General features: G+C 63.2%; 12 protein-coding genes. 7 read left to right on the top strand and 5 right to left on the bottom strand.

The features are described from left to right. Positions 1-240: 240 nt before the first annotated feature. The 3 genes from ACIPVK_RS20980 to ACIPVK_RS20970 form a co-directional block, all read right to left on the bottom strand. Entirely contained in the window at positions 241-999 is a 759-nt protein-coding gene (locus ACIPVK_RS20980) for a metallophosphoesterase family protein (protein WP_407613927.1), read from the bottom strand. A gap of 63 nt (positions 1,000-1,062) precedes the next feature. Further along, the gene (locus ACIPVK_RS20975) at positions 1,063-1,320 is read right to left on the bottom strand and encodes a DUF6458 family protein (protein WP_407613926.1); all 258 of its coding nucleotides are present in this window, start codon (positions 1,318-1,320) and stop codon (positions 1,063-1,065) included. Positions 1,321-1,482: 162 nt separating this feature from the next. Continuing rightward, positions 1,483-4,275 (bottom strand): aconitate hydratase, encoded by a 2,793-nt coding sequence (locus tag ACIPVK_RS20970; RefSeq protein WP_407613925.1) that lies wholly within the window; start codon positions 4,273-4,275, stop codon positions 1,483-1,485. A 448-nt stretch (positions 4,276-4,723) separates the two neighbouring features. Between ACIPVK_RS20970 and ACIPVK_RS20965 the strand changes: the two genes are divergently transcribed. Beyond that, a complete protein-coding gene (locus ACIPVK_RS20965; RefSeq protein ID WP_407613924.1) occupies positions 4,724-5,059 on the top strand; it encodes a cupin domain-containing protein in 336 nt (111 codons plus the stop codon). 226 nt (positions 5,060-5,285) lie between these two features. Here ACIPVK_RS20965 and ACIPVK_RS20960 read toward each other — a convergent pair whose 3' ends face one another. Both ACIPVK_RS20960 and ACIPVK_RS20955 read right to left on the bottom strand, forming a co-directional pair. Next, the gene (locus ACIPVK_RS20960; RefSeq protein ID WP_407613923.1) at positions 5,286-6,365 is read right to left on the bottom strand and encodes a M20 family metallopeptidase; all 1,080 of its coding nucleotides are present in this window, start codon (positions 6,363-6,365) and stop codon (positions 5,286-5,288) included. Then, positions 6,362-7,390, bottom strand: coding sequence for a LacI family DNA-binding transcriptional regulator (locus ACIPVK_RS20955; RefSeq protein ID WP_407613922.1), 1,029 nt, complete (start codon positions 7,388-7,390; stop codon positions 6,362-6,364). The genes ACIPVK_RS20960 and ACIPVK_RS20955 overlap by 4 nt, the downstream gene beginning before the upstream one ends. A gap of 242 nt (positions 7,391-7,632) precedes the next feature. On the opposite strand from ACIPVK_RS20955, the gene ACIPVK_RS20950 reads away from it, so the two are divergent. Genes ACIPVK_RS20950 through ACIPVK_RS20925 form a run of 6 tightly spaced genes read left to right on the top strand, consistent with a single transcriptional unit; the run spans position 7,633 to position 12,528 of the window. After that, the gene (locus ACIPVK_RS20950) at positions 7,633-8,472 is read left to right on the top strand and encodes a BtpA/SgcQ family protein (RefSeq protein ID WP_407613921.1); all 840 of its coding nucleotides are present in this window, start codon (positions 7,633-7,635) and stop codon (positions 8,470-8,472) included. Between the two features lie 3 nt (positions 8,473-8,475). Continuing rightward, positions 8,476-9,354, top strand: a complete 879-nt coding sequence (locus ACIPVK_RS20945; protein ID WP_407613920.1) for a carbohydrate kinase family protein — start codon at positions 8,476-8,478, stop codon at positions 9,352-9,354. A 45-nt stretch (positions 9,355-9,399) separates the two neighbouring features. Next, complete coding sequence (locus ACIPVK_RS20940) at positions 9,400-10,434, top strand: substrate-binding domain-containing protein (RefSeq protein ID WP_407613919.1); 1,035 nt, start codon at positions 9,400-9,402, stop codon at positions 10,432-10,434. Between the two features lie 5 nt (positions 10,435-10,439). Next, positions 10,440-11,195, top strand: a complete 756-nt coding sequence (locus ACIPVK_RS20935; RefSeq protein ID WP_407613918.1) for an ATP-binding cassette domain-containing protein — start codon at positions 10,440-10,442, stop codon at positions 11,193-11,195. Beyond that, positions 11,195-12,214, top strand: coding sequence for an ABC transporter permease (locus tag ACIPVK_RS20930; protein ID WP_407613917.1), 1,020 nt, complete (start codon positions 11,195-11,197; stop codon positions 12,212-12,214). Before ACIPVK_RS20935 ends, ACIPVK_RS20930 begins: the two co-directional genes overlap by 1 nt. Further along, positions 12,211-12,528 carry a hypothetical protein gene (locus tag ACIPVK_RS20925; RefSeq protein ID WP_407613916.1) on the top strand — a complete coding sequence of 106 codons (318 nt, stop codon included), beginning with the start codon at positions 12,211-12,213 and terminating at the stop codon, positions 12,526-12,528. The genes ACIPVK_RS20930 and ACIPVK_RS20925 overlap by 4 nt, the downstream gene beginning before the upstream one ends. Positions 12,529-12,636: the final 108 nt, after the last annotated feature.

Here is a 12,636-nt window from a genome sequence, read left to right as displayed (position 1 = left end):
CGCTGGGCCTCGAGCAGGGCGCGCAGTTCATCGTCCGGCGACACGGGGTGTCCCGGGGTGCCGCGGGTGCCCGCGGAAAGTTCGATGAACCGGTCGGTTTCCATGTCCACCAGCATGCCCCGACGCGAAAGGGAATGGGGCGGGGTGGCAAAATCTGTGGATGGGGCCCGGTCGATCCACAAACCGGGTGCTCGGTTGTTGCGCTCGGGCCGCAGCAGAAGGATCATGCCCCCGGCGCGGCTACTTCCCGCGCCCGTCCCGGGGGCCGAACACAGTGAGAGCCTCGGCATCGCTCGCGGTGGAGCGGATGAAGTACTCGGCCCATTGCCGGCGGTTCGGGTAGCTTGATTCGGCAACCACCCGTTCGATGGTTTCATCGACGTCGATGATGCTGCGGTGCAGGGACACGGCGCCGTCGCGCAGCAGCGCCCAGTTGCCGCCCGGCCGGCCGTAGGGCATGCCCACGCTGCCGGGGTTGATGACCAGCCGCCGGTCCACCAGCCGCACGAACGGCATGTGCGTGTGCCCGCAGACCACCGTCTGTACCTCTTCGGGCAATTCGGCGAAGACCTCGGCCCAGCGCTCCAGCCGGCTGTCCACCAGCACGACCTCCTCGTCGTCCCGCGGGGTGCCATGGCAGAAGACCACCGGGCCGAAGCCCTCGAGTTCCAGGGTGACCGGATGCGGCAGCGCTTCCAGCAGGGCGAGGTGTTCCGGGGCCAGCTGCGCGGCCGCCCAGGGGACGACCTCGTCGGGAACCTCGATCGAAGCGCCCCGGGCCACGGCAGCCAGCTCGCGGTCCGCGTTGCCGCGCACCAGCAGCGCACGCTCGCCCAGGGCAGCCAGCCGGTCCAGCACCTCGGTGGGTTGCGGCCCCGCGGCGTGGTCTCCGGTGACGACGATCCGGTCCGCGGCGACCACGGCGGGCTCGGCCAGGACCGCCTCAAGCACCGGCAGCACTCCGTGGATGTCGGACAGGACGGCGACGCTTCGCATCATGCCCCGAGTATGCCGGTCCCGCGGGGCGGGAACAAGGGCGCGGGGCGGACGGTGAGGCAGCGGTTAGAGGTCGGGGTCGTCGACTTCGCGGGTGGTCCGCGTGACTCCGTCGACCTCGCCGTGGCCATTGACGGTCCGGCGGGTCGAGACGCTACGGCGACGGCGGAAGGTGGAAACCAGCCCCAGCACAAAGATCAGGACGCCAGCTCCCATGAGGAGGTTCCCGACCAGTGGAAGGTCCAGCCAGCTCACTTCGACATTCAGTGCGAAGCGGATCACCGCGCCGATAACGAACAGGAAAATTCCGGCACCGATACTCATAATGTCTCCGCCTTCCCGGGCGATTTTGCATTAACGAACGTCTTGATGCGTGGTTCCAGCTTACCGATTGCCGCCGCTGACGCCACCCCTTGGCCGTGCGCTTTGTACCCGGCGGCACGCGGGTGCCCCTCCCGGCGAACAGGGCACGCCCCCGGGTGTGCGTCAGGCGTCGAGCAGCTGGCGCAGCACGTATTGCAGGATGCCGCCGTGGCGGTAGTACGCCTCCTCGGCCGGGGTGTCGATGCGCACCCGCATGGTGATGGTGCGCGTTGCGCCGTCGGCCTCCGCAGCGACCTGGACCTCGTCGGGCAACGACTCCGTGCCGGCCAGCCCGGCGACGGAGAAGACCTCCTCGCCGGTCAGCCCCAGGGACTCTGCGGTCTCGCCGTCGCGGAACTGCAGCGGCAGCACGCCCATGCCGATCAGGTTGGAGCGGTGGATGCGCTCGAAGGATGTGGCCAGCACGGCCTTGACGCCCAGCAGCAGGGTGCCCTTGGCCGCCCAGTCGCGGGAGGATCCCGAACCGTAGTCCGAACCGGCCAGGATCACCAGCGGCGTGTTGTCCTTTTGGTAGGCCAGCGACGCGTCGAAGATGGTCGTGGTTTCGCTGCCCGGCAGGTGCCGGGTGAAGCCGCCCTCGACGCCGGGGACCAGCTTGTTGCGCAGCCGGACGTTGGCGAAGGTGCCGCGGATCATCACGTGGTGGTTGCCGCGCCGCGAACCGTAGGAGTTGAAGTCCGCCGGCTGGACGCCCTGGGCGAGCAGGTAGGCGCCGGCGGGGGAGTCCTTGCGGATCGCGCCGGCCGGGGAGATGTGGTCGGTGGTGACCGAGTCGCCCAGGTAGGCCAGCACGCGCGCGCCGGAGATGTCCTTGATGGGCTCGGGCACCGGGCCCACGCCCTCGAAGTACGGCGGGGACTGCACATAAGTGGAAGAGGCATCCCAGGCGAACCGGTCGCCCTCGGGGATGTGCATCGAGCGCCAGTTCTCATCCCCGTGGTAGACATCCGCATACCCCTTGGTGAACATCGAGGCCTCGAGGTTGGCATCGACCACCGCCTTGACCTCCTCGCCCGAGGGCCAGATGTCGCGCAGGTAGACCTGGTTGCCCTCGGTGTCCTCGCCCAGGGAGTCGTTGAGCAGATCCACGTGCATCGAGCCGGCCAGGGCGTAGGCGATGACCAGTGGCGGGGAGGCCAGGAAGTTCATCTTCACCTCCCCGTGGATGCGGCCCTCGAAGTTGCGGTTTCCCGAGAGCACCGAGGCGACCGTGAGGTCGTGGGAGTTCACCGCCTCGCTGATTTCCGGGATCAGCGGGCCGGAGTTGCCGATGCAGGTGGTGCAGCCGTAGCCGACCAGGTTGAAGCCCAGCGTCTCCAGGTACGGGGTCAGCCCGGAGCGGTTGTAGTAGTCGGTGACCACGCGGGAGCCCGGCGCCAGGGTCGTCTTGACCCACGGCTTGGAGCGCAGCCCCTTTTCCACCGCCTTCTTCGCCAGCAGCGCGGCGCCCAGCATCACGGTGGGGTTGGAGGTGTTGGTGCAGGAGGTGATCGCGGCGATGACGACCGAGCCGTGGTCGATCACCTCGGTGCCGTCCCCGAGGTGGACCGTGGCGGGCTTGGACGGCCAGCTGATCGCGGCCTCGTCGCCGGCGTAGTCGTGCGGCGGGATGTCGCGTTCGATGCGGGAGCTGACGGAGATCGGGTCGGACGCGGGGAAGGAATCGGCCTCGGCGTCGTCGAGCCCGCCGGCGATCGCCTCCTCCTGGGTGTCCCCGGCCAGCAGCCGGCGCACCGCGCCCTGGGCCGCGGCCAGCGGGATGCGGTCCTGGGGCCGCTTGGGCCCGGCAAGCGAGGGGACCACGGTGCCCAGGTCCAGCTCGAGGACCTCGCTGAAGTCCGGGACGTGCTCGGGATCGTGCCAGAGGCCCTGTGCCTTGGCGTAGGCCTCGACCAGTTTGACCTGGTGCTCCTCGCGGCCGGTCAGGCGCAGGTAGTCCAGGGTCTCTTGGTCGATGGGGAACAGCGCCCCGGTGGAACCGTACTCGGGGGACATGTTCCCCAGTGTGGCGCGGGTGGCCAGCGGGACGTTGGCCACCCCGGGGCCGAAGAAGTCCACGAACTTGCCCACCACGCGGAGCTTGCGCAAAAGCTCGGCGACGGTGAGCACCAGGTCGGTGGCGGTGGTGCCCTCGGTCAGTTCGCCGGTGAGCTTGAGCCCGACGACCTGCGGGATCAGCAGGCTCATGGGCTGGCCCAGCATCGCGGCCTCGGCCTCGATGCCGCCCACGCCCCAGCCCAGCACGCCCAGTCCGTTGACCATCGGGGTGTGCGAGTCGGTGCCGACCAGGGTGTCCGGGTAGGCCTCAAGCCCGTCGGGACCCTGGCGGGTGAACACCACGCGGGCGAGGTATTCGAGGTTGACCTGGTGGCAGATCCCGGTGTCCGGCGGGACCACCAGGAAGTCGTCGAAGGAGTGTTGGGCCCAGCGCAGCAGCTGGTAGCGCTCCTGGTTGCGCTTGAACTCGTAGTCGGCGTTGCGGGTGAAGGCGTCGGAGCGGGCGAAGACGTCGGCGATCACCGAGTGGTCGATGACCAGCTCGGCGGGGATCAGCGGGTTGACCTTCTTCGGGTCCCCGCCCAGCGCGGTCATCGCGTCGCGCATGGCGACCAGGTCCACCACGCAGGGCACCCCGGTGAAGTCCTGCATCAGCACCCGGGCGGGGGTGTACTGGATTTCGCGGCTCGCCTCGGCGGCCGGGTCCCAGGAGGCCAGGGCGTTGACTTGTGCGGCGGTGACCAGCCGGCCGTCCTCGTTGCGCAGCAGGTTTTCCAGCAGCACCTTGAGGCTGTAGGGCAGGCGGGCGGAGTTTTCGATGGCGTCGATGCGGTGGATTTCGTAACTGGTCCCGTCGACCTCAATGGTGGCGCGGGAGTTGAAGGAGTTGCTGGTCATGGAAGCGCGGTCCTCTCAAAGTGGCTGCCGGCCGCCGTGCCGGTGGCCGGTTGCTCTGTGCTCGGTGGACGATGCGGGTGCCCGCCTGCATCGCCACCGCCATTTCCGTGGTGCGTGCCCGGACCTGTGATCGACGGGGGCCGGGGCGAAACTATGCCTCGCCCAGGGAGCCGCGGCCGCGAGGATCCGGGCGGTTTCCCGGCGCCGGGCGGTCAATGTTCGGCGAGGGCCCGTGGGGCCGCCGAAGTGGTCCCGGCGGCTGCCTTCAACCTACCGCCGCGCCGGCGAAATGGCCATGGTTCGCGCGCGCGTGCGCGCGACACGGGCGTGGGGGATTGGCGCGGTGGAGCAGGCTCGGGGACTGCGCCGCGGCCGGTTCCTTGACCCGCCCCCGGCCCCCGGGTCATCCTTGGGGGCAGGAGAGTATGCCGCGGCGAACGAGGAGAACATGAAAAAGTTTTCACTGACGGCCATTTCCCGGGCACAGATGCAGTCCGCGGCCACGGCGTCGAGCGGGCGCGCGGCGAGCACCGTGTTCGGCGGGCACGAACACACCCTGCGCCAGACGGTCATCGGCCTGGCCGCCGGTACCGAGCTGAAGGAACACGTCAACCCCGGCGAGGCGACGGTCGTGGTGCTCAGCGGCCGGATTCGCCTGGACTCGGGCGGCGCGTCCTGGGAGGCGCGGACCGGGGACCTGCTGGTGATGCCGCAGGGCTTTTCGCAGATCACAGCGCTGGAGGAATCGGGCCTTTTGCTTTCCGTGGCCAAGACCGATCGGTAGGCCGGCCCGGGCTTGGGGCTAGGTGCCATGCTTGGCTTGGTTACGTGAGCCCGCTTATTCGCCGTGGATGATCGTTCCCGGCAACGAAAGCCTTGGCGGGCCCGGAAGTGAGCCTGTGGTGGCCGGATACCTCCCACCGAACAATCCAGACGGACCAGCGGGCGGACAGAGGCTTCGGAGGGACGGAACCGCGCTGTCCTTTCCGGGGACGGGGATTCAGGATCGACTATGAGCCCCAGCGCGACACCACTTCATGAAACTGCTCGTAGGCCAACTCGAGTGATGCGATGTCAAGGGATTCATCCCGTGCATGCATTTGCTTCGGTTCTCCGGGACCCCAAATGACCACCGGTATCCCGGGAAGGGAACGGGCGATGACGGCACCGTCCGTGAAATACGCAGCCGGGTGTGGAGAGATGGCGGCAGGAAGCGTTTCGACCCAGCCGACCTGTTCCGTTTGTAGCGGAGGCAGAGACAACACACGACTCACTGCATTAATTTCCGGCTGGGAAGCCCACCACTCTTGTAGACGAGAGCCCTCTGCGACCGTACGCATGTCAACGGTCGCGACCGCGCGTTCGGGAACGATGTTCGGGGCTGTTCCGGACTGCAGAACACCAAGATTCCACGTTTCCCGGCCCAGGAACCGATCCTTGGCCAGAGGTAGCCCGTCACTGGCACGCGCCATGACCTGCCCGATCTTCAATGCGGCGTTGATACCCAACTCGGGTGTGCTGCCATGGGCCGCGAGGCCAACTGTCTCGAGCCTCAGCCACAGGGCGCCGCGGTGCCCCAACACGACCATGTTATTGGTGGCCTCCGGGATAATGGTGGCTCCGACCTCGATGTCTCGCAGGGCCGTTGCTGCACCGGGCGCACCGAGGCAGCCGATCTCCTCGTCGGCAGTGAGGAGTAGCCCGACGTTGGCGTTGGCTGCCGAGGCAGCCAACAAGCCCGCGGCCGCGACGGAAATTCCACCCTTCATATCAACGGACCCCCGGCCATGGACCCGTTGTTCGGCCAAGACCCCCGCGAAGGGAGGATACGTCCAAGCTTCGACGTCGCCGGTCGGAACGGTATCCACATGGCAGGCGAACAGAAGCATTTTGCCGTTTTTGCTGGAAGTGCGTATAAGGGTCCAGGGAAGTTCGGTGCTGGTGTCCTGTGTGATCACCAGTGAAGAGTCTTCGTCTGCCAACCGACGGGCAATGAGCTCCTGCAACGCAGCCTGCGCCTTGCCGTCACCCGACTCCGATGCGAATCGAATGATCTCCTGGAGGAAGACCAGAGTCTCCTGCTTGTTCACGATGTTTCTCCGATCCCGAGGCCGAGTTGGCCGGTGCTGTGTCGTTCGACCAAACGCGCGGAAAGCGCGGTCCTTGCCGTGGCTTCATGCGGTACGTGGTCCGTCAACACGAGCTTGACCGCCTGCTGCGCGATTGCTTTGAGCGGCTGGCGAACGGTGGTCAGCTGAGGGGTGCATAGATCCGCGAATTCGATGTCATCGAAGCCCGTGACCATCAGCGAGGAAGGGACACCGATGCCCTGCTGGTGGCAGGTCTGGAGCGCCCCGATGGCGATGATGTCAGCTGCACACACAAGGGCATCGGGCAAAGCGCCATTTGCTGCAAGGGCCGTTGTTGCTTCTCGTCCGAACGAAGCGGTGTAGTCGCCAAGCTTGATGTGATCAGGGTCGATCGAGATGTGCAGTTCTTGGCAGAACTTTCGGAATGAGTCAAGGCGGGCCATCGATGAAGAGTCGGTGGCGATGGAGCCGATAAACGCTGCACTCCGGATTCCTTGGGCAGCGAGGTGTTCGAGGACCAAACGCATCCCCTGTTCATCATCAACGCCGACCCAGTCGGCTTCCAGTCCTTCGATCCGCTGGTCGACCTGCACAAGACGCAGATTCTCAGTGGCCCAACGAACACCCGCCAGGCTATCGACCGAATCCACCGGGCTGATGATCAGGCCATCGACCTGTCGTGCAATCAGTGAGGCGAGCGCCTCACGCTCCCGCACGGGATCTTGATGGGCGTTGCAGAGAAGAAGTTGGTACCCGGCGGCGTGCAATGCGTCTTCTACTTCTTGTACCAGGTCGGTGACGAAGGGATTAGCGATCTCCGGGACGACCATGCCCACGGTTTGTGTCTTGGAACTGCGCAGGGCGCTTGCAATGCTGTTTCGGGCATACCCCAGTGTCCGCGCAGAGGATTCGACCGCTTTGCGCAACTCGGGTGCGACGGTGGTTGAGCCGGACATTGCACGAGAGACAGTGGCGATCGAAACACCTGCGTGTTCCGCCACCGTTTTGATGGTTACCTTGTCCATCGTTCCCCTTATGTTTCGATAAGAATACGTATTCTCAGAAATTGCTGGCGAATCCTACTTTACCCCGTCATTGAGCAATAGGATCCATCTTCATCAAGAAGTCCCTGCCAAGCTTGCGACCCTAGATCCCGTACTGATGGGCAGAAATCTTTGAAAAATGTCTTGACGCTCTCAATGGACAACCGTAGGCTCAATCTAGTTCGTTGAGAAAACGTTTACTAACAATCACAAGGAGCGTCAAAATGAGCCCCACTCTTGGTGTGTATCCCCGGAAGCCTTCGGCGATTCAGGAGTTGATGTCAATCGAGCGTGTCCTCATTGGAGCCGTGCATCTTCCGGCGCTCCCGGGAAGCCCTGAGTACTCGGGGCAACCGGTCGCAGAGATCGCTGATTACGGGTTGGCGGAGGCCCGGACTTATATGGCCAATGGCTTCTCCAGCGTGATCGTCGAAAACCACTGGGACATGCCCTTTCAGAAACCGGGTGAACACGGATACGAAACCGCGGCTGCCATGGCAGTGGTCACCCGCCGGATTGTCGAGGAATTCGGCCCTCGTGTGGGCGTCAGCATTTTGTCCAACGCCGGCGAGTGTTCCGTTGCCGCCGCGCATGCAGCAGGTGCCGGGTGGATCCGGGTCAACCAGTGGGCGAATGCTTATGTCGCCAACGAAGGCATCATCGAAGGGCAGGCCGCAAAGACCGCCCGGTTCAAATCGCGCATCCATGCCCGCAGTATCCGGGTGTTCGCCGACGTCCATGTCAAACACGGTGCACACGCGATCGTCGCCGACCGGACGCTTGCAGAGCAAACCGAAGATGCCGAATTTTTCGGAGCAGACGTCTTGATTGCCACTGGATCAAGAACCGGCGACGCGGCGAGCCCCGACGAAGTGCGCGGCATCCGGACGAACACGGTGCTGCCGGTCATCATTGGATCGGGAATCACGAAGAAAAATGTCTCCGCCCTTTTAGACGAGTGCAACGGGGCAATCGTTGCGTCATCGGTCAAGGACAACGGACGGTGGTGGGGCCGGGCCGAAGGGCAGAAGGTGGCCGCAGTTGCTCGGGCCGCCGGACTGTAGACCATGATCCTCTTTTGCGGATATGCCAACCGTGACGTGGTCGTCCAAGTCCGGGAAATGCCTCGTGCAGGTGAACGATTGCACTCCGAAGGGATCACCACCATGGACGGCGGCATGGCGGCCAATGCAGCGGTTGCGGCAGCACGCTTCGGCGCAGAGACCACGTTCGTCGGCTCCCTGGGTGTCGACGCCGCTTCGCGGGACTTCCAAGCTCGGCTTCATGCGGAAAATATTTGCACCAACTGGACCAGCTTGGACGGGTTCCTTTCACATGCAGCCATCCTCGTGGACCAGCATGGCGAACGTTCCGTCATCAGCCAAGACGACTCCCTACAGGTATCGCACCTGCAAGAGGTTCTATCCGGTCTCGACCGGGACTCGGAGCATTGGATATACCTTGACGGATACCGCTGGAACCATGACTGGATGGTCAATCCAGGAAACCTGCGGATCGTCGTTGACATTGACGGGGCTCAAGAAAAGGCGCAGATTCTCAGGGCCGCCGACGCAGCCACCCACCTGCTCGGTTCACACAGAACCTTCTTGGGGACCTGCGGCTTCTCTGAAACGGAATTGCGCAGTCTAGCCGAAGATCAAGGCATTACCATCGTCATCACTCGTGGGGCCGATGGGCTGTCGCTCTTTGTTCCCGGGGTCCCCACGTTGGAACTCGCCGCGTTCCCGACACACGTCGTTGACGACACCGGTGCTGGCGATTGCTTCGCCGGCGTATATGTCGCGTCGCTCGCTGCCGGTTCCTCCAGCGAGGCCGCCGCAAGAACGGCGTCTGCGGCAGCAGCCCTGGCGTGTCGGGGAAACGGAGCTCGGCGGTCACCCCGGCGCCCCGAATTGGACCGGTTCATGACAACCTTGTCCGCTTAATGGATACCCAAATTGATTGCTCGATCGATGAAAAGGAAATCAGACATGAAAAAGTTTTCAACTGCAGCACTCTCCGTTGCCGCGCTGGCTTTAGTCTTGACTGGTTGCGATTCCGGACCGGAACCCACCACATCCAGTTCCGCAGCAGCAGGCGGGCCAACAGGCGTGACAACCTCGGGGGTCCCACAACCGGATTCCTTCCCCGCCGGGTGTGAAGCGCCGGGCGGTGGAAAACTGCAAATTGGCTTGGTCACGCCCAACCTGCAGGCACTGTTTTTCAACCAGATCAATACCGGGGCCCAGACCATCGCTGACAAAGTAGGCGCAGACCTGCAGATCGTTAGCGCGAATGACGACCCGCTGCAGCAAGCCAACGCCATCGACAACCTCGTTGCCAAGAAGGTCCAGGCCATCATTGTGGCAGCCATTGACACCGAAGGCATCAAGCCCGCTATCCAGGCAGCGGACAAGGCCGGAGTCAAGATTGTCGCTGTCGATGGCATTGTCGAGGACCCTGCGGTTTCGAGCCAGGTCGGTACGTCCAACGAGGAGAGCGGTGCCCAGATGGGAGAATTTCTCGCAAAGTTGGCCAACGACACCGGAGAAGTCGGAGTCGTCAGCGCGCTCAACTCGACCATCCAGCTTGAGCGCCAGAAGGGATTCGAAGACGCCGTCATGACCAAGGGCATGAGCATGGGCACCATCGTCGATGGAAAGAACGTCCAGGAGACAGCCCAGAGCGCTGCAGAAAACCTGCTGACAGGAAACCCGGATCTGAAATATGTCTACGCCACCGGTGAACCAGCGCTGATCGGGCTTGTTGCCGGCGTCAAGAACCAGAACGCACAGGACAAGACAGACGTCGTCGGCTGGGACCTGTCTGAGGCTGCCGTCAGCGGACTCCAAGACGGATTCGTGAAGGGCGTCGTCCAGCAGAACACCTTCAAATTCGGCTATGACGCGATGACCGCAGCAATCGACCTCAGCTGCGGCGAGGTCGTCGAGAAAAACATCCCCGTCCCGACTCAGATCGTGACACCGGACAATGTTGCCGATTTCCTCTACTACCTCGAGAAGTGAGCGCGATGCATACCAAGGAACTGCTCGTTGAGCTTCGAGGAATCCAGAAGTCCTACGGCCCGGTGAAATCGCTCCAAGGCGTCGACCTCAAACTCCGACGCGGTGAAGTTCTCGGACTGGTGGGCGACAACGGCGCAGGAAAATCGACTCTGATGAAGGTCTTAGCCGGGGCCGAACAACATGACGATGGCGAGATCCTGGTTCGGGGAAAATCGGTCCGTTTTGTCACCCCAAGCGATGCTCAGAAGGAAAACATCGGAATCGTCTACCAGGACCTGGCGCTATGCAACACCCTGGATGTCGCCAGCAACTTGTTTCTCGGGCGCGAACCTATGAAGGGGCCGTTCATAGACCGAAATACCATGCACGGCTTGGCGGCCAAGGTGCTCAACGATCTGCACGTGAGGGTGAAGTCGACCTACCAGGAAATCGGGACGCTTTCCGGTGGACAGCGCCAAACCGTTGCCATCGCCCGGGCCGTCTCATTCAAACCAGACGTGCTCATCCTGGACGAACCAACCGCGGCGCTTGCCGTTGCCGAGGTTGAGTCGGTGCTCCGGCTGATTCGACAGGTCGCCTCCGAAGGAGTGGGTGTCATTCTCATCACCCACCGGCTGCAGGATATCTTCCGGGTTTGTGATCGCGTGACCGCCATGTACGAAGGCAAGAGCGTCGATGACAAACCGATCGGTGAACTGAACATAGAAAAACTGGTTGCGATGATTACACGCTCCGAAGCCGAATATCCGGAGGTCTCCTGATGCCCACCACCATCAACAATATCCATGTCAATCGGTTCACCGACAAATCACCTGGATGGTTTGAACGCACCAACAAGCCCACACTATTGATGGCTGCCGTGACACTGCTCATTGCCGTCTTCTTCGCTGTGGCCAGTCCCGCTTTCTTGTCCTTGGCCAACCTCTCCAACTTGGCTACGCAAGTTGCACCGGTCTTGATCATCGGTGTCGCCATGACCTTCGTCATCACTGCCGGACAAATCGACTTGTCGGTAGGCGCTATTGCCGCTTTCATCGCGGCAACCTCGGCTGAACTTATCCAAAGCGGCATTGAATCCTCCGTGGTAATGGTGCTGGCCTGCCTCATGGGGCTTGGATGGGGACTGATCAATGGATACCTGGTGAGTTACCAGGGGATCCCCTCCTTCATTGTCACCTTGGCGACGATGTCCGTGATCCGAGGCTTCGCACTTTTGTCCACCGAGGGGTTCTCCATCCCCATCGCTGAATACACGCTAATGCGGAAAATCGGTTCGGGCACCTTGATCGGTGTTTCGTGGTTGGCCTGGATCGGGCTCGTCGCCTTCATCGTCGGGCTCGTGCTCATGAACAAGATGCGTTTCGGCCAGCATGTCACGGGCGTGGGATCGGACGAGGAATCAATTCGCCGCGCCGGGGTCAACACCAAGGCCATCAAGATGTGGGCCCTAGCCAGTTCAGGACTGGCCGCTGGTGTGGCCGGTGTGCTGATTGCGGCCCGACTGGGTTCCGGATCCGCAAACTCTGCGGTCGGGCTGGAACTTACGGTAATCGCGGCGGTCGTCATCGGTGGCACGGACCTCTTTGGCGGACGTGGAACCATCGTAGGCACCTTGATCGGAGCGATTCTTACCGGGCTGATCGCCAACGGCCTCACCCTGATCGGCATGAGCCCATTTGTGACCCCCATCGTCACCGGGCTGGTGCTGCTGCTGGCCATATGGATCAATATGAGAGGCAAGAAGTTCTCAGACTTCCTCTCCAAAATGAGTGGCAAATGACAGGCGTCCAAACCGTCACGGGACGCATCGAACATAGTGACATGGGAATCGTGCTGCCCCACGAGCACTTGTCCAACGACTTGGGTGCGGCCTTCTCACCGGCCGCCGACGAGCGCATACGTGCCTTGTTGGACGGTCCGGTGAGCCCCAGCCTGGCTTGGGTGCTCCGCGAACATCCTTATAACAGCCGCGACAACGTGGGACTCGACGACGAAGCCGCGGTGCTTCAAGACCTGAAGTCCTTCAAGCATCGCGGCGGAGGAACGATCATTGATCTGACCCCGCCGGGTCTGGGACGCAATCCTAGTACTTAGTCGTGTCTAATGTTCTGGGTATAGGTGGCGGAGCTTGGTCCTGGCGTCACCGGTCGTGAATTGCCAGTTGACGGGCCGCTTGTCGGCGTTGGCGTCCTCCTGCCAGTG

The organism is Paeniglutamicibacter sp. MACA_103 (assembly GCF_045798555.1).
In the GTDB taxonomy this organism is placed as follows: Bacteria; Actinomycetota; Actinomycetes; order Actinomycetales; family Micrococcaceae; genus Paeniglutamicibacter.
This window is presented reverse-complemented; position numbering and strand designations above follow the sequence as displayed.

Excerpts from the sequence above, each read along its gene's own strand:
- ACIPVK_RS20950 (WP_407613921.1), top strand. The coding sequence starts at position 7,633 with ATGAGCCCCACTCTTGGTGTGTATCCCCGGAAGCCTTCGGCGATTCAG.
- ACIPVK_RS20945 (WP_407613920.1), top strand. The coding sequence starts at position 8,476 with ATGATCCTCTTTTGCGGATATGCCAACCGTGACGTGGTCGTCCAAGTC.
- ACIPVK_RS20965 (WP_407613924.1), top strand. The coding sequence starts at position 4,724 with ATGAAAAAGTTTTCACTGACGGCCATTTCCCGGGCACAGATGCAGTCC.
- ACIPVK_RS20970 (WP_407613925.1), bottom strand. The coding sequence starts at position 4,275 with ATGACCAGCAACTCCTTCAACTCCCGCGCCACCATTGAGGTCGACGGG.
- ACIPVK_RS20940 (WP_407613919.1), top strand. The coding sequence starts at position 9,400 with ATGAAAAAGTTTTCAACTGCAGCACTCTCCGTTGCCGCGCTGGCTTTA.
- ACIPVK_RS20925 (WP_407613916.1), top strand. The coding sequence starts at position 12,211 with ATGACAGGCGTCCAAACCGTCACGGGACGCATCGAACATAGTGACATG.
- ACIPVK_RS20935 (WP_407613918.1), top strand. The coding sequence starts at position 10,440 with ATGCATACCAAGGAACTGCTCGTTGAGCTTCGAGGAATCCAGAAGTCC.
- ACIPVK_RS20930 (WP_407613917.1), top strand. The coding sequence starts at position 11,195 with ATGCCCACCACCATCAACAATATCCATGTCAATCGGTTCACCGACAAA.
- ACIPVK_RS20980 (WP_407613927.1), bottom strand. The coding sequence starts at position 999 with ATGATGCGAAGCGTCGCCGTCCTGTCCGACATCCACGGAGTGCTGCCG.
- ACIPVK_RS20975 (WP_407613926.1), bottom strand. The coding sequence starts at position 1,320 with ATGAGTATCGGTGCCGGAATTTTCCTGTTCGTTATCGGCGCGGTGATC.
- ACIPVK_RS20955 (WP_407613922.1), bottom strand. The coding sequence starts at position 7,390 with ATGGACAAGGTAACCATCAAAACGGTGGCGGAACACGCAGGTGTTTCG.